General features: G+C 42.6%; 11 protein-coding genes. 1 reads left to right on the top strand and 10 read right to left on the bottom strand.

Annotation, left to right across the window (positions count from 1 at the left end):
* Positions 1–141: 141 nt before the first annotated feature.
* The 5 genes from pilQ to pilM are packed head-to-tail and all read right to left on the bottom strand — an operon-like array spanning position 142 to position 4,989.
* A complete protein-coding gene (gene pilQ, locus FFR00_RS13230; protein ID WP_137673875.1) occupies positions 142–2,214 on the bottom strand; it encodes a type IV pilus secretin PilQ family protein in 2,073 nt (690 codons plus the stop codon).
* A 10-nt stretch (positions 2,215–2,224) separates the two neighbouring features.
* The gene (locus FFR00_RS13225) at positions 2,225–2,752 is read right to left on the bottom strand and encodes a pilus assembly protein PilP (protein ID WP_137673874.1); all 528 of its coding nucleotides are present in this window, start codon (positions 2,750–2,752) and stop codon (positions 2,225–2,227) included.
* Positions 2,749–3,345, bottom strand: a complete 597-nt coding sequence (locus FFR00_RS13220) for a type 4a pilus biogenesis protein PilO (protein ID WP_137673873.1) — start codon at positions 3,343–3,345, stop codon at positions 2,749–2,751. Before FFR00_RS13220 ends, FFR00_RS13225 begins: the two co-directional genes overlap by 4 nt.
* Entirely contained in the window at positions 3,345–3,920 is a 576-nt protein-coding gene (locus tag FFR00_RS13215) for a PilN domain-containing protein (protein WP_137673872.1), read from the bottom strand. Before FFR00_RS13215 ends, FFR00_RS13220 begins: the two co-directional genes overlap by 1 nt.
* Positions 3,913–4,989 (bottom strand): type IV pilus assembly protein PilM, encoded by a 1,077-nt coding sequence (gene pilM / locus FFR00_RS13210; protein WP_137673871.1) that lies wholly within the window; start codon positions 4,987–4,989, stop codon positions 3,913–3,915. The genes FFR00_RS13215 and pilM overlap by 8 nt, the downstream gene beginning before the upstream one ends.
* A 159-nt stretch (positions 4,990–5,148) precedes the next feature.
* On the opposite strand from pilM, the gene FFR00_RS13205 reads away from it, so the two are divergent.
* On the top strand, positions 5,149–7,725 hold the full coding sequence (locus tag FFR00_RS13205) for a penicillin-binding protein 1A (protein ID WP_137673870.1): 2,577 nt from the start codon (positions 5,149–5,151) through the stop codon (positions 7,723–7,725).
* Here FFR00_RS13205 and oxyR read toward each other — a convergent pair.
* The 5 genes from oxyR to FFR00_RS13180 form a co-directional block, all read right to left on the bottom strand.
* A complete protein-coding gene (gene oxyR / locus FFR00_RS13200) occupies positions 7,722–8,612 on the bottom strand; it encodes a DNA-binding transcriptional regulator OxyR (protein ID WP_137673869.1) in 891 nt (296 codons plus the stop codon). The genes FFR00_RS13205 and oxyR overlap by 4 nt on opposite strands.
* Positions 8,613–8,827: 215 nt before the next feature.
* A complete protein-coding gene (locus FFR00_RS13195; RefSeq protein ID WP_137673868.1) occupies positions 8,828–12,166 on the bottom strand; it encodes an esterase in 3,339 nt (1,112 codons plus the stop codon).
* Between the two features lie 816 nt (positions 12,167–12,982).
* Entirely contained in the window at positions 12,983–14,992 is a 2,010-nt protein-coding gene (locus tag FFR00_RS13190) for a TIR domain-containing protein (protein WP_137673867.1), read from the bottom strand.
* Positions 14,993–15,010: 18 nt separating this feature from the next.
* On the bottom strand, positions 15,011–15,676 hold the full coding sequence (locus FFR00_RS13185) for a hypothetical protein (RefSeq protein WP_137673866.1): 666 nt from the start codon (positions 15,674–15,676) through the stop codon (positions 15,011–15,013).
* Positions 15,670–16,230 carry a TIR domain-containing protein gene (locus FFR00_RS13180; RefSeq protein ID WP_201798747.1) on the bottom strand — a complete coding sequence of 187 codons (561 nt, stop codon included), beginning with the start codon at positions 16,228–16,230 and terminating at the stop codon, positions 15,670–15,672. The genes FFR00_RS13185 and FFR00_RS13180 overlap by 7 nt, the downstream gene beginning before the upstream one ends.
* Positions 16,231–16,290: the final 60 nt, after the last annotated feature.

Raw genomic sequence — 16,290 nt, 5'->3', positions numbered from 1 at the left:
CTCCCGGCAATGCGGGCACGTGATGTTCAAACCTTAGTAAAAAGATCAGGGCGGGATTATCTCAGTATGGAGGGGACTTTGGCAACCGCAAAATCACTCTCAAATCGAATGACTCGACCTGAGAGTGACTAAAAGGCTTGTTTATAAGGTGTCTAGCAAGATTTTAGGCGTTACAAATATCAGTAACTCATTCTTGTTAACGCTCTCAGTAGTCGTGCGGAACAAGTAACCTAAGCCTGGAACATCACCCAAAATAGGTACTTTCTTCACTCGATTAACATTTTGTTGTTGGTAGATACCACCTAATACGATGGTTTCACCATTTTTTACCAGTACCTGAGTACCAATCTCTTGTTTGTTAATCGCAACCGCTGGTCCTGTAGGCGTGAGTACCGCATCACCCTCTGAATCTTGAGTAATAACTAGGTCAAGAATTACATTACCGTCAGGCGTGATTTGCGGCGTTACACGTAAGCTTAATACCGCTTTTTTGAAGGTAACCGAGGTAGCACCACTAGAAGCATTTTCTACATAAGGAATCTCACGACCCTGTTCAATGTACGCAGCCTTTTGGTTTGCAGTAGTAATGCGTGGACTTGCAATCACTTCACCTTTGTTTTCTTGCTCTAAAGCTGAAAGCTCTAAATCAAGAATTTGCCCGTTGGCTAACTTGGCCACTTGGAAGGCGATTGAACCAGCAGGATCTGACACCGGTAAATTCACATTCAAACGGTCATCCAAGTCTGGGATGTTACCAGCGAGTACATCGTCAGCACCTTCTAGAGTACCTGAAGTAATACCTGTACCACTGCCAGCGGAACCAGAACTCGTCACCCCCCAGCGAATACCTAACTCTTCACTAACATCGTCACTTACCGTCACCATGCGCGCTTCAATCACGACCTGCTTAACCGCAATATCCAGTTTTTCAACCATCGCTTTGATGTTATTTAGTGATTCTTCAGTATCTTTAATCAACAAGGTATTAGTACGATCATCAACCGCAACCGAACCGCGCTCTGACAACATTGAAGTCTGCTCGCTTTTCAGCAAGGCTGATAAGTCTGCAGCTTTAGCATAGTTAACTTGAATATACTCTGAGTAAAGCGGTGCTAGATCAGCCACTTGTTGAGCACTTTCAAGCTGTTGACGCTCCTGCTCCGCAAGTTCAGCGGCTGGCGCAATCAACAATACATTGTTATCTAAGCGCTTATCTAAGCCTTTTACTTTCAAAATAATGTCTAGCGCTTGCTCCCAAGGCACATCGTCCATACGCAAGGTAATGTTACCGCGTACCGAATCCGTGGTAACCAAGTTAAGCTTGTTGAAGTCTGCAATTAGCTGCAGCACCGTACGCACAGGAATATCTTGGAAGTTCAGGGAAATAGGCTTACCCTGATACTCAACCTTGGCACCTTCTTCAGGTTCAAGCTGCTTAACTTCAACTAAAAACAATTCTCCCGATTGGTCATAACGGTAATCAAAGTCACCATCAATGGCGATTTTAAGCTGTACCTTAGCATCATGTTTAAACACTTCTACACTTTCAACTGGTGTGGCAAAATCGTTTACGTCCATGACATAAACATTTTCTTCAGCAATATCGGTATTGTAAAAATCAACAATTAGGCTGTTGTCTCGGCGCTTAATATCGGCAGCGATTGAACTGTTATTCAAATCAATCATCACCTGACCTGAACCACCTTTACCGCGGCGGAAGTCTATCCCCTCAACGGTATTAATGGTGGCGTGCTCAACACGGCTAGCATTTTCAAAAGCATCATCAACAGAGCTTTGCGCATTCGCTGCCGCAATTGGCAGTGCACCAAGTTTAATTAATACCCTTTGTGAGTCTTTGCTTACCTGGTAAGGCACCAATCGCTCTAAGGCTAGTACCAGCTGCAAACCTGACTCAGTTTGCAAACTTTGAACTTGCTTAACACCACCACCTTCAATGGGTAGAGGGTTAATTTTTAATGCAGAGCTAGCGTTAGCAACATCAATAACCAACTGATTCGGCGAATATTCGAGGTGGTCGTTTACATTTTCGATAGGCTTATCGAAAAGTAACTCTATTTCCACCGCTCCTTTCACCATTGGGTTAGTGTTTAGTTGAATTAACTGAGCATTTGCCCAAGCTTGTGTTATGCAACAAAACACACCAGCCAGCAGCAAGCCGCTTTTGTATACTCCTTGCAGCATCTTTCCCTTCATGCCTATTTCCCTATTGATCAACTTTCGAGAGCGAAAGTTGAGTAGTTCTTTCGTTCCAACAGCCTTCGCCGTCTGAAACAACTTCTTGAATATCCAAACCTACATCGCTTACCTTCACAATCATGCCGTGATGTAAGCCTAAATAGTAACCTTCTTTAACACGATACAGCTCGCCACCAGGCGCCTCAACCAAAGCCCATAGGCTTGGTCCGTCCCCCAGAATCCCACGCATAGTGAGACTGGATAAAGAGAACTGTTCAAGCGATTGCTTTTGACGCGTGATGCTTGGTGTAACAGTACACTCTTTCTCTGTGTTTAAGGTGGTATCAGCAAGTTCAGCCCTTGGGCTAGTGAACGGATTTCGTCGTTCAGTCGCTTGATAAGCTAAATGCTCAAAAGGTTTAATTTCTGGAACATCTTCCTTAACCGGTACTTTCCGTGCCTTCACTTCCATTACATATTGTTGCAAGTCATCTTGAGATGCCTCACAACCCACTAATGCAAGCAGGGTCAATCCAATAGCTATAGCTCTCATCATTTCCCCTTCGGCGCTGGTTTTTCTTTATAGCGGTAAGTTTTGGCTAACATCGCCATACTTAATGTTCCGCCATCACCTTGTTTTTTCATGGTGATGTTATCCAAAATAACAATCCGAGGAAGCGCTGCAACAGCGCTGACAAAAGCACCTAATTGATGGTAAGTACCACTCACTTCCAGCTTAATTGGTAGCTCAGTAGAAAACTCATGTTCTACTTCTGGCTCCCAATTAATGCGACGAAACTCTAAGCCATTATCAATACCAATAAAGCTAAGTTCATCCAGCAAACCGGGAATCTCATGTTTCTCTGGAAGCTGTTTAAGCAAAGATGAAAATGCCACGCGCATTTCTTCTACTTGCTTTTGGTAAATGGGTAAATTGCCAGCAATAGCCGCCTTAACTTCAAACTTTGAGCGTAAGTCTTGCTCTTTAGCTTCAAGTTTCACCAACTCTTTTTGCTCGTCTGCAATTTGGTAATAGTAAAAGCCTGCAGAAAGCAAACCACACACCACCAAGCCGAAAACAATTTTTGCAACTTTAGGCCAGGTACCAATGCTCTCTAAATCGAGTTCATTTAACTGCTGTAAATCCATTACTTAGCCTCCTTTTTTTCTTCAGGAACACCAAGTTTTACTGCAAAGTTAAGTTGGAACTTACTGAGTTCCATATCCGCTTGTTTACCTGGTAAAGCAACAATAGAACGAATACTAGGGCTACCTAGCCACACTTTTTGCTCAATATTGCGCATCAAGCTAGCCACTCGGTAGTTCGCCTCACTCTTACCATCTAAATTAATTGCTGAGTCTCTAAAGGCTAAGCTATCCAAATAGATGCCAGTAGGGGCAATTAACGGCAGGTTATTAAAGATTCTAGTTGGAACGTTGCGGCTTTCTTGCAAGGTTTGAATCAATGCAATCCGCTCTTTCAAACTTTTCTTCTGTTCTTTAATTTTGCGAATTTCACCAATTTGATGGTCAAGAATGGCAATTTCTTTTTCAAGAAACTGATTTCGCGCAGTTTGTTTGTCTTGAAGGTTGGTGTAATAACCCTGCACACCCAGTAACGCTACCAGCGTAATAGCTGCAGCAGATGCTAAGCCAATCCAAAATTCACGCTTTTGTTTAGTTTTAACCTCATCGCGCCAAGGAAGTAAGTTAATGTTAGACATTATCAAAACTCCTTAAAGCTAGACCCAGCGCAACCATATATTTACCGCCTTCTTGACGAAGTTTTTCGCGGTCAACCGAACGGTCAAACTGACAATCATTAAACGGAGCAGCTTTAATTACTGGCACCTCTAGATCGCTTTGCATCTGAAACATCAGTTCATCTGACAAAGCACTGCCACCACTAACTGCGATAGCGTCTAAAGATTTATAACCACTGGAGCTTAAAAATAACGACACTTGACGGCGTACGTTTTGAATAATACCGCTAACAAACTGAGCAAATACGTCTATTTCGTAGTTTTCCGGTAAGCGACCACTTACTTTCATCTCTTTCGCTTCTTCTAAGCTAAGACTATAGAAACTCGCAATTTGTTGGGTATATTGAGCGCCACCAAAGTTTTGTGCTCGGTTATATACCACTTCACCTTTATCCAAAATGGCAAAGTTTAAAGTAGTTTCACCGATATCAACTAAACCGATAATTTTGCTTTCATCAAACTCTTCGTCTTGCTGGTTAAGCACGTAGTTCCAAGCACGCCCTAAAGCATGTGATTCAACATCTACAATTTTGGTTTCAAAATCAGCATTGGTTAGCACCTCAGCACGGATGCTTACAGCCTCAGTGCGGGCAGCACTTAACAACACATTATTTCGATTAGGCTCACTTTCGTTAATACCTAATACTTCAAAATCAAGACTAATTTCATCGATTGGAAATGGAATAGAGTTTTCAGCCTCAAGCTCAACTTGAGTCTCTAACTCTAATTCTGACAAACTACTGTCCATGTAAATTACTTTAGTAATTACATGGCTACCTGCTACAGCTGTCGCCACCTGGCGACTACGCGATGGAAGCTTTCGCTTCAATTCGCGTAATGATTCAGTAATCTCTTCCGGAGAAACAACTTGGTTATCGACTAACGCGCCTGTTGGTGTATCTACTTCGGCCACAGACTCAACTTTCAACCCTTTTGAGGATTTTGAAAGCAATAAGCCCTTAATTGTGGCAGATCCAAAGTCGATACCTAACAAAGCAGTCGATGATTTTTTACCTATCCCTAGTACCATGACTCGCCAACTATCTTTTTAAATTTAAACAGTTACCTGTGATTGCAGAATAACGGGTTATTGATTTAGGTGCTAATAGTTATTAAGAAAGTTGTCGAAACAGGTCACAATTTGACGATATAATCGGCGATTCTTTAGATACAGAGTGCAAAATTCGGAATGAAATGGCTTAAAAGACTGTTATTTTTGATTTTCTTAGGGTTTAGCCTTGGGCTAGCAGCAGTCACTGCATTATATTTTTATTTTGCACCTCAGTTGCCCGACGTGACAACTTTACGAGATGTGCAACTACAAACACCCATGCGAGTATTTAGTGCGGATGGCGAGTTAATCTCCCAATTTGGAGAGAAACGCCGTATTCCCTTACAAATTGATGAGGTTCCCGAACAAATGCTGCAAGCATTTTTGGCTACCGAAGATGCCCGCTTCTATTCACATCCAGGTATCGACCCAATTGGTATTACTCGGGCTGCAGTAAACTTGATCGCTACTGGCGAAAAAAGCCAAGGCGCAAGTACTATTACTCAACAAGTAGCGCGTAACTTTTTCTTAACTCGGGAAAAAACTTACATCCGTAAGATCAAGGAGATCTTTTTAGCGATTAAGATTGAACAGGAATTATCGAAAGATGAAATTCTTGCTTTATATCTCAATAAAATCCCCTTGGGCTATCGCTCATTTGGTGTCGGCGCCGCTGCACAAGTATATTACGGAAAAACAGTCGACCAGCTTACACTACCGCAAATAGCGGTTATTGCGGGTTTGCCCAAGGCTCCTTCTGCGTTAAACCCTATTCGCTCTCCAGAACGTGCCCGTGACCGTCGCCGTGTGGTATTGGGCCGTATGTTAGAAACCGGCTATATTGATCAAGCAAGCTTTGATGAAGCGAATCAAGCACCGATTACAGCGACTTATCACGGCGCTGAAATCAGCCTCGCTGCGCCTTATTTGGCCGAGATGGTTCGTCAGCAAATTCTCGAGCAATTTGGCGAAGATGCGTACACGACAGGCATGGATGTGTATACCACCGTGACTGCCAAACGACAAAATGCCGCAACCGACGCGTTACGAACAAACCTTAAAAGTTATGATCAACGCCATGGTTTTCGCGGCGCGATTAAACAGCTATGGAAAGACCAAGAACCAGCGTTAAGCCAAGAAGACATAAACAAACAACTCGCCAGTTTACCTAATTACGGTGTACTACGTGCTGCAGCAGTAATATCGACTACTGACAACAGCGCAAATATTCTAGTTAAAGGTGGAAAGCTTGGTGTAATCGCCTGGGATGATATGAAATGGGCACGTCGGTTTATTACTGATACTCGCCAAGGCCCTGCGCCTAAGGTAGCCAGTGAGATACTATCTGCCGGTGATGTAGTATGGGTAGAAGCAATCGCCGATAACCTAGATACCGCAGACAAAGAAGCTAGTGACAGCAGTGAGCCTGAGAGCCAGCCTCTAGCAAGCAGCTACTCGCTTTCTCAGCTTCCGGATGCTGGAGCCGCACTAATAGCTATTTCTCCATTAGACGGAGCTGTAGAAGCTTTAGTGGGCGGGTTTAGCTTTAATCAAAGCAAATTTAACCGAGTTACTCAGGCCAGCCGTCAAGTAGGCTCAAATATAAAACCATTTTTGTACTCGGCAGCCTTTGAGCAGGGTATGACCTTAGCCACATTGGAGAACGATGCACCTATTAACCGTTGGGATAAGGCAATGGGAGTGGCTTGGCGCCCGAAAAACTCCCCGCCTGTTTATGATGGCCCTATCCGTCTGCGAGTGGCTTTAGCTCAATCTAAAAACGTTGTTTCAGTACGTTTAATGCGAGACTTAGGTATAGATGCCGTTATTAAACATTTAGCCAAGTTTGGCTTCCCAGCAAACGAGCTACCGCGCAACGAATCTCTCTCTTTAGGCTCTGCATCTTTAACGCCCATGCAAGTTGCCAGTGCCTATGGTTCTTTTGCCAATGGTGGATATTTAGTGAGTCCTTACTTTATTGACCGTATAGAAGATGGCGAAGGCAATATCATCTTCCAACAATTGCCAAAAGTAGCCTGTGATTCATGTTTTGACATCATTGAACACGCCCCTAGTTTGGGCAAGTTACTCAATGTTAAAGGTAATCCTTTAAAACAATGTGATATTTCATTTGCTCAAGAAGATGATTTAGCACCAAGAATTATTAGTGCTGAAAATGCGTTTTTGGTCTCGCAAGCGATGAACAGTGCCGTTTGGGGCGGTGGTAGTTGGGCACATAAAACAGGTTGGAATGGAACCGGTTGGCGAGCTGCGAAAGAGCTTAAACGTCGAGACATAGCCGGTAAAACGGGTACAACAAACGATGCCAAAGACGCCTGGTTCTCAGGTTTCTCTCCCGACCTAGTGGTGACATCTTGGATTGGTTTTGATGACTTTAACCGCGAGTTAGGCGAGGCATCGTACAATGCTAATTTAGACAAAAACCAAGTTACCGGCAAAGAGTTCGGCGCAAGAACTGCTCAACCAGCCTGGATCGATTTTATGAAAGTAGGTTTAGAGGGCGTGCCAGAACAAGCCTTCACACCACCTAAAAACGTAAGCACGGTAAGGATTGATCGCACCACCGGTTTGTTGACCAAATCGAGCGATCACACGACTCGCTTTGAGTACTTCGAGAACGGTACCGAACCCAAAGAATATGTAAAACCATCTTCAGGTTCAGTATTTGATAGTGAAGAAGAAGAGTTGTTCTAAGCTAACTCTGTATGAGATTGAATCAGTTTAGCTAACTGATTAAAGCATGGTCGTCGAACTGAGTTGTTTCTATAAAGCAGACTTATTCGGCGACTAGGCTCTGGGGAGCTAAAGTGGCGATAACAAATGCCATTTTGTTCTTCAGTATCTGGTATCGCGAGTTGAGGTAATAAGGTAATACCCATTCCGGCCGCAACCATATGCCGTAAGGTTTCTAAGCTGGTTGCTTTAAAACTGGTATCTTCTTTGGCACCAGCGGCAAAACAGTAACCCATCGCTTGGTCACGCAAACAGTGGCCATCTTCTAACATTAACACCTGCTCACCGCTCAGTTCAGAGAGTTGAACTTCCTGCTGATTCTGCCATTTATGATTGCTTGGCATTGCCAGCATTAAGGGTTCATCAAACAAATCAATTGAGCCAAAGCGCTCCATGTCTGGTAAATAAGCCAGCAGCAGACAATCAAGCTCGCCCTCTTCTAATCTTTGTAATAAAACATGAGTTTGTTCCTCATACAGAAACAACTCCATTTCACTAAACTCTTCACGAATATGTGGCACGATTTTGGGTAACAAATAAGGCGCAACTGTAGGAATTAAACCTACATGCAGCGGCCCAGCCATAGGTGCCTGGAAGCTTTTAGCCATGTCTTTCAAGCCCTTAACCTCAAGAAGAATAGTACGCGCCTTAGCAGCAAGCTCATCGCCTGCATGGGTGAAAATCACCTTCCGCGATGTTCGCTCAATCAGCAGTAAACCGAGTTCTTCTTCTAACTTAGCAATTTGCCCGCTTAAGGTAGGTTGGCTAACAAAACACTTTTCTGCCGCTTTGCGGAAGTGTTTCAGCTCTTGTAGAGCAACCAAGTATTCTAGATCTCTTAAATTCATTTAATTCTCATTTTCAACTTTGCTGAACACTAGCGCAGTGCTGCAATAGCTAATCATTTTTCCTTAGCTTACCATCATTAGTTATCGGTTCATCAAATATGCTTCTTCAGTTAGGGAGTGACTAGTAGCTAAATGAAGATTCAAGCCAGAAAGGCAGGTATTGCTAGATGGGAAAAACAGCCAGTAGCAAAGCAACTGGCTGTTTAACTAGTAGGTTATTTAACCGCTGCTTGGATTCGAATAGCTGCAATATCGAGCAAGTTAATAGCAGCATCTTTGGTATCAGTAAAAGTGCTATTAGCAGCCAAATAACTCATATTGTAAAAATCGTACAAAGCCAGTGAGTAGCTGCCAATGGCTAACTCAGCCTGCAGCGGTGTAGAGTATACCAGTGGCTTAGTATTAGCCTGAGTACGCGCATGTGGCATTTGAATTGGCCCTTCTGCCACTAAATCACCACTGCTATTTTTAACCGCCATCCATTTCACGGCGTTAGTTACCCCTAAATTAATCGCGTTATGGTCATTATGGTATTTAAGTTGAATGTTATAGCTGCCGTTGGCGCTAATTTGTAAATTGCTCACACTTAAACTATCGCCTTGGTTACCCCATTGCTTTAAGTAAGCTTGAGCAATCACCGCATCGGCAGGGCTTGCCGCAACGTTACTACTTACCCGAGAATCACTCACCAGTATTTCTTGGCCCGATGAATAACACTGCGGCACACTGTGATGCGAAACATTGTCTGAGGTGCTAAATACTGCTTCTACGCTATAACAATCAGCAACGCCTGCTTCGGGGGCAATGTTGTCTACATAAACGCCTAAGGCTTGTTGAGCGCCAATTTGATCACCATTACGGTAGATGCGATAACTTACTGGTTCGTTGTTTTGAGTATCACTTATCTCTAGCGCTAGCTTGCCTGCCTCTAAAAATACTCGTTCGATCACTGGAGAGAATGGAGCAAACACTTGTAGGGCTTGGCTAGCTAGAGCCTCAGCTGTCACCTGAGTAATATCATTAGCTCCTGCTACCAAATCTCCTAGTGTAATCACTATGCTATTACTGTCTGCCAATGCCGACCAGGCGATTGAAGAAGCATTGCTTGTCCCATTTAAGCTGACACTTTGAACAGGATAATAGCCAGGCTCGTCACTCTCTGCGGGCAATTCGATTTGTACATCAATATTGTGACCACGCAGGGTAAGCCCTTGTAAACTAATAGTACTGTTATTGGCAAACAGGGTACGGCGTAATTTACTGGTGATAAACGGATTGAGATTTATGCCGCTCTCTTCTGTTTGCACGCCAAACACACCCTCAACCACCATGCCTACATAGGCCCCCACAGACCAAAGCTGGCGAGTCGAATTAATCACCGGCCCAGATAATCCCGGATTATCGATATCCAATAAATTAGGTTTAAGGCTTAACCATTCTAGGTTTTCCATATTCGACAGATTCAGCGATGCAGCCCGAATCAGGGTATCAAAGGCAGCATCGGCCACCGCAACATTATTGGTGCTTATCGCCGCTTTCAACCCATAAGCAGTCACAAATGGCCAAACTGCACGATTGTGGTAAACAGCAATTCCCGGTTGCTGAGGAAAGATAACCGGCGCGCCTAAGTCACCGTGTGGATAATTGGCCACAACACTCGCCGCTCGCGAACTATCAGCAATACCACTTACCACCGCTAAAGCTTGGCCTAACCAATCAAACTTGTATAAGGCTGCGCCATCTTGATGACCTGCAATAATGCTACTGTACAAACCTTTATCAGCTAACCAAAACTCTTGGTTAATAGCATCTTTAAGGTCACTTGCCCAACCCAGATACGTAGCTGACGCAACACTGTCCCCCAACTCTTGGGCTAACGATGCAGCCAGCTGAATCGCTTGGTAGTGAAGCACATTAGTTGATAAGGCTTTGCTGCTGCCTAGGCTAGCAATGTCGTTAACAATCCAGCTGGCGTAGCTTTGTTCACGCCAATCAAGAAACGACTGTTCGCCTCTATATAAGCCGTCTTGCGTGTCAAACGCAGCAACACGATCATTCTCTAAGGTATTAACTAATGCAGGGTATGCTTGGTTCACAAAAGCTGTTCGATCATTGCCACTCAAATTATGCAGTAGCTTTTCCGCCCCCATTGCCCAAGTAACACGGTCGGTACTGATTGGCCAACTTCCGCCCGTGCCAGTATCTTGTACAATCTGTAAGCCATCGTCAGACCCTTTTGCATAAGCGGGTTTAGTTTGCCCTTCACGGTATGGTGACAGCTTAAATTCCAAAGAGTTTTTAACACGCAGAGGATCAATCATTGCCAAGCCCAAATGAGCAGCGTAAGACAGATCTCTGGTCCACACGTAGTGCCATTTAGCTCCCGTTTCAAAACAATCACATGGAATAGCTCCACCCCCGTTGTAATTGTCATCAACAATTTCGCTTACGCTATTTTGCAGCGTTTCATTTAGGGCCAGCGCAAACAAGCCGTCAAAGGCAATGTTTCCGGTACGTACCTTAGCCTGGCCAGCTAGCTCTTGGTAAAGTACGTAGTTATTGCCGGGGTCCCGTAAATCTTGAGTCGTTGATTGGGCATATTCGCGTAGTTCTGCCGCTGCCGTTTTAACTGAAAACGTCGCTTTGCTAACATCGTCATCAATGGTATTCGGGTAATTCAGCTCAAGGGTGAGCTCATGATCTAAATGGGGATCTATGGTTACATCACCGCTACCATCGGTTTCAGTAACACTAAAGACCAGTGCAGAAGGTTGGCTAGCATCGATAGTAAACTGGTAAAAAGCCGTTTCTGTAACAAAAAAACTACTGTTCGGACCACTTTCCTCCAAGGTGTATTCTTTATCTAGCTCTGCCACCACCGGATTATCGGCATCCAACACCCACTCGCTCGACCAATCAGCATAAGCCAATTTAAACTCATGGTTACCGGGGGCGATTTGCTTAGTTAGCTGATATTGGTTATCACCTAAATACTTCAGCTCATCATCACTGGTCCAGCCATTAAAGCCGCCGCGAATATAGAGTTTTTGAGCTAATGGAGGTATATCTTCCTTGTAACTAAATACCGGAGAAGAGAGATCCTCGCCTACCGTTAACACAAAATCATAAACACCTGCATTTTCTAACACCAAAGACATGTTCGCAGCTGCTTCGCCAGTGGCTAGAGGGTAATCGGTGTTAGGGCTGAGCTGAGTTAGCTCATCAATATTTGCTGTAAAGGTTGTCTCTAAGGTCCAGTTTTCATCGGCTACCTTAAACTCATGGACTCCTGCGGTAAATTCAGTGTTATCTAAGTGATAATTTTCGCCATTAAAGCTCAGCTTAAACTTCTCTTCGGCAGACCAACCGCTAAAGCTACCTTTCAAAAATAAAGGAACTTGATAAGGAGCAACACTGACACAAGCAGTACCCTCGGCATTTTGTTCTAAGGGCGGAGCGCAATTTAACGATGAATCATCAGATAAACAGCCGTTCAGCAATATAATTGAGCTAAGGCCAATAAAACCTCTGCTCACTGTAATTTTTGTTAGCATTTGTTATTCCCACTATAACGATTATTCCGTACTTTGCTCTGCGTTTACAGCCGCCAAGAAATCCTTAGTAACTGCAAATTTGTTATCTTTTTAGTGCGAGGCAAAGGCACACCTAAGGCATTAACACCTTATTGATAAGTATATATTTAGTGGTTGTATGGTAAGTGAAGTCCATCACGCTTCATTGCTGACTAAAAAGTCACTACTGATTTTGTGAGGCAAGGCCTTAACTGTTAAAAACCAACAGGGCTAGATTTTTATACCTAAACCAACTCTGTTGCTGAATAGTAATTGGTAGCCTAAATAGTAAAATCAATAGCGGGATTCAATGCAAAGTGCGATGGTGGAAATTTTGTGGCCATAGTTTGGAAATAAAGGCATGCTTTCACGATTAAGAATATTAAGGCGACAGTGAACATGACGCATGCCCGAATGGCGTTCAATTAGCTTGCTAAGTATTCAGTTTAGTTATGCTGTACTTCATTAACTTGGCTTATTCAGACTTAAAGCCGAGCAACCAATAGCCGCCCCTCTAATCCCTATAGCCTTTCTGTAATCAATCTAGAGCGGAGTTGTTAGTAATTGATAGTCAGAATACAAAAATTACAGCAATAAAAAAGCCGGTAAAGCTAAGCTTTACCGGCTTTTAGAAACCTTATGAGTTTCTATGAATAGCTGGAGCGATGATTACATCATGCCGCCCATACGATTTTAACCAATTAATTTTAAATTAAAATTTTAAAAACAATCACAAGGAACCCCACTTTATACCCCAAGATAGCTAAGCAAGGTACCGCATGACTGAGTTGGTAATTACTATCTCAGGTTTTTGATCCCTTTCATTACCAAGTGAACACATTCATCCACAAACGACGATACCATGAGTTTACGATAATCACTTTCGCTTAGGCCCGCATTAGCTGACAATGAAACAATATCTAAGGTGAGCAGTTTTTTTTCAACTTCAAGAGAATCATAGTGCTCGTTACTTGCTTTAGCTAAGAACTGCAACTCCGAATATCCGGCCTGATTATCTTGAATCCATATTTGAGACAACTTAAAGATTTTTTGCTTATGTAAAAGTACATCTGAGACTTCACTCACTACACCGCCAAACCCTCCAAGAAGATAAAGCGGCTTAGCTGAGTCCAAGGCAAGCATGATTTCCTCAAGAACCCCAGGCATCTTCCCTTTAAAATTAGAAAATTTGCCACCTGCACAAATACGGACTCCTGATTCGCTTACTAAGTCCTGCCTCATTTGAGTCAAACTTCTAGACCAATACAGTAAATTATCTGGAGTATCTGGTGGTAAAAACTTTCCTGCATCCACACCTTTAGGAGCTATGCTCTCCACTAAAGTGATAGCATCACCATACTTAGCTCTGAATTGAATTGTCGATTTACTATCAAGGTGTAGCGGCCAGGCGAGAAAGTTCTTAACTGGGGGAGCCACTTGCTGTAAACGCTCCTGAAGTACCCTTGCCTCGTCTAGAATGAACTGTGTAAAACCATTATCTCTCAGGTCTCCACCGTAAATAAGAGAAGCCGACCTAGCAAGCAGATGTCGAGCAAGGTCCTGTGATAAATGTGTCAAAGTATCAGGGTTTATGTGGTCAGTTTCGCCTTCATCATATACAGGGTCAGATATTGAGATACCAATACTAAAGCTCTCAAATATATTATTTTCCTCTTGGCGCCATAAAGGGGTAAAAGCTTCCATATTAAAATAAGCTAGCCAAGTGGTTTCCTCTTCATACATTGGAGGTTCTGGGTAGCAAATTTTGTTGATTGTTGTACCCTTCTCCCTGAGTTCTACAACCTGCTGTATTTCGGGAGGCCTTGCTAAAACTAAGCTATCAGATGGTATCCAACTTGCTAGTTTGAACCCCTCAAGTTTCTTATAAGCATAAGTAAACCGGAGAGATTCCAACAATGCAGTAACGAGAATACGCAAAATATTATCGAGACTTAAATCTGAGCTCGCTTCAACGTGAAGAGAAGGGACGTTTGATGAAGCAGGAAGAATTCTATCTTCAAAACTCTCCAAGCAATTGACAACAATAATTGGCCGGTTTAGTTGCTTAGCGAGTAGGACTTCACGCTGGCACCAGTAACGTGAAGAGTATTCATCAGTTTCAAATATCACCAAGGTTGATGAAGCGATGTGCTGAGAAATTTCGCTTTCAAAAGAAAATCCAGGAGAAATATCATTCACATCAAAAAAACGAGTCATATTGGAGTCGTCGATATAACGTTTAAGTGCTGTTGCATAGCGAACCCCAGTGTTTCTCGTTTTGCAATGGCTCAAAAACAACTTCAAGGATGAATCTGTACCTTTTTCATTAATTAGATCACTAGAGTAATCCAACCTTCTCGTAATTTCATGAATCATAGAAACAGATACCGACATAACTGTCTGTTCTGGTGATAAAGCTTCAAAATCATCTAAGCGTATGCAATTAACACCTGCAATATTACCACCATGACTTAAGCCAAAATCATCAATCGCAATAGGGACTATAAAAGTTGAATCCGTAACTGGAGATTCTTCTATGTATGCTTTCCAAATTGAAATACCAATTGTATGCTGGCTCGTAAAAACAAATGTAATAGAGGTGCTTGCGTTTGCATTAGGAAAAGTGTGAGGAATGGTATTTTCAGACTGAGAGCTGTAGAAAAAAAGGGGAATATTTAGCGTTCTAGAAAAGGGCTTATCTTTGTTGCGTGCCAAATTACTTTGGAAGAAATCTAAAATAGGTCGTACAACTTCGTTATCTGTTGGATGCCAAACAAAACTTACTGATATAGGAGGTAAATATTCCATTTTTGTTTTCCATTCTTGTTAAGTAAGCTTCCCAGTTTTCTGATCAACTCGCTTATGGGAGTGATCGAAACTTACAGGATCTCCAAGGATCATGTTTTTGCTCGAACGGTACTTTGATGTCACTTTTATTATTAATCTTTCCCCCGCGGTACCAGCGCTTAGAGAGTTTTTTTTATAATCACGTATTCTTATGTGGCCAATTGAGCCTAGGTCTACTGGCACTGCTTTCTCTCCAAAATAGAAGAAATAGTCTGAAAGAAGAACATTTTCAGTAGACCCAGTATCACGTTCCAAATTGACCTTATGGATTGTTCCATCACCATTACTATGATGGGAATCTTCTTGAATCCAGCTCCCATCTTCATCCTTATGGTAAATATTATCTCCCAGTAACTGTACCTGACTACCATTTCTGGATGGCTTTTTCAGAGAGAATCTAGGATCTTCCCAGTACTGCTGAAAATCGACTATTTCGGATACTCGCATTAGAAAAATACACTTTCGTTTGCATCGCTTAAGTCCGCTACCACCAACACCCATCACCCAATCACCAACTTTTGCATGTTTTCGGATTTTAGGTTTGCATGTAGCAAGTGAACAAATACCATTAAAAGGATTAGGAGCGAATCCGAAATCCCTTGTTATGGCATAACTAAATAGTGTAGCTCCTGGTTTAATCAACATATTAAGCGCCCCCCTTCATTTTTAGGCCAAGCTGTACCATCAGGCTTTTGAAAGTTGCTTTCCCCATCCAACGCCCCTACAACTGATTCAGCTCTCCAACCGACGACTGCTGATGCGTATTTTTCTAGGTTTTCCGGAATATCCGCTTGGCCCTTTAAACCATCTTCAAACACGCCTATGATCGGGATTCCTAGTTGATAGGCAGTTTTAATCTCCCAATTGACCCAATCTCTACTATGAGTTTCTTTCCCAATAACAACGATAACCTGACTTGCCCATCTCATCTTCATTCGCAATAAACGTGCGATAGTCTTATCACTTAATTGCTTAGCTTTTACTCTTGCTTCATTTTCAGGCTTTACCCGTATAGAGCTATTCCTAAATACATAATCCTTTTTCGATACTAACTTCGTTAATCCATCAACACTAGAATCATCTTTGTGGTGATGACTTATAAAAACATTTCTTATCGTTTTAGCCATACGTTTAACCCGAATTTGTTGATATGAGATAGTAAAACCGCTTACACAGATAAAAGCTTCAATCAATAACAATATAATTCTATAGTAAATATGCTACCGAATAAAAGTAAAATGATTTCAACTATTTAAGGA

This window comes from Agarivorans sp. Toyoura001 (assembly GCF_005405585.1).
Lineage (GTDB): Bacteria > Pseudomonadota > Gammaproteobacteria > Enterobacterales > Celerinatantimonadaceae > Agarivorans.
This window is presented reverse-complemented; position numbering and strand designations above follow the sequence as displayed.

Coding starts and splice junctions, on each gene's coding strand:
- pilQ (WP_137673875.1), bottom strand. CDS start 2,214: ATGAAGGGAAAGATGCTGCAAGGAGTATACAAAAGCGGCTTGCTGCTG.
- FFR00_RS13225 (WP_137673874.1), bottom strand. CDS start 2,752: ATGATGAGAGCTATAGCTATTGGATTGACCCTGCTTGCATTAGTGGGT.
- FFR00_RS13220 (WP_137673873.1), bottom strand. CDS start 3,345: ATGGATTTACAGCAGTTAAATGAACTCGATTTAGAGAGCATTGGTACC.
- FFR00_RS13215 (WP_137673872.1), bottom strand. CDS start 3,920: ATGTCTAACATTAACTTACTTCCTTGGCGCGATGAGGTTAAAACTAAA.
- pilM (WP_137673871.1), bottom strand. CDS start 4,989: ATGGTACTAGGGATAGGTAAAAAATCATCGACTGCTTTGTTAGGTATC.
- FFR00_RS13205 (WP_137673870.1), top strand. CDS start 5,149: ATGAAATGGCTTAAAAGACTGTTATTTTTGATTTTCTTAGGGTTTAGC.
- oxyR (WP_137673869.1), bottom strand. CDS start 8,612: ATGAATTTAAGAGATCTAGAATACTTGGTTGCTCTACAAGAGCTGAAA.
- FFR00_RS13195 (WP_137673868.1), bottom strand. CDS start 12,166: ATGCTAACAAAAATTACAGTGAGCAGAGGTTTTATTGGCCTTAGCTCA.
- FFR00_RS13190 (WP_137673867.1), bottom strand. CDS start 14,992: ATGGAATATTTACCTCCTATATCAGTAAGTTTTGTTTGGCATCCAACA.
- FFR00_RS13185 (WP_137673866.1), bottom strand. CDS start 15,676: ATGTTGATTAAACCAGGAGCTACACTATTTAGTTATGCCATAACAAGG.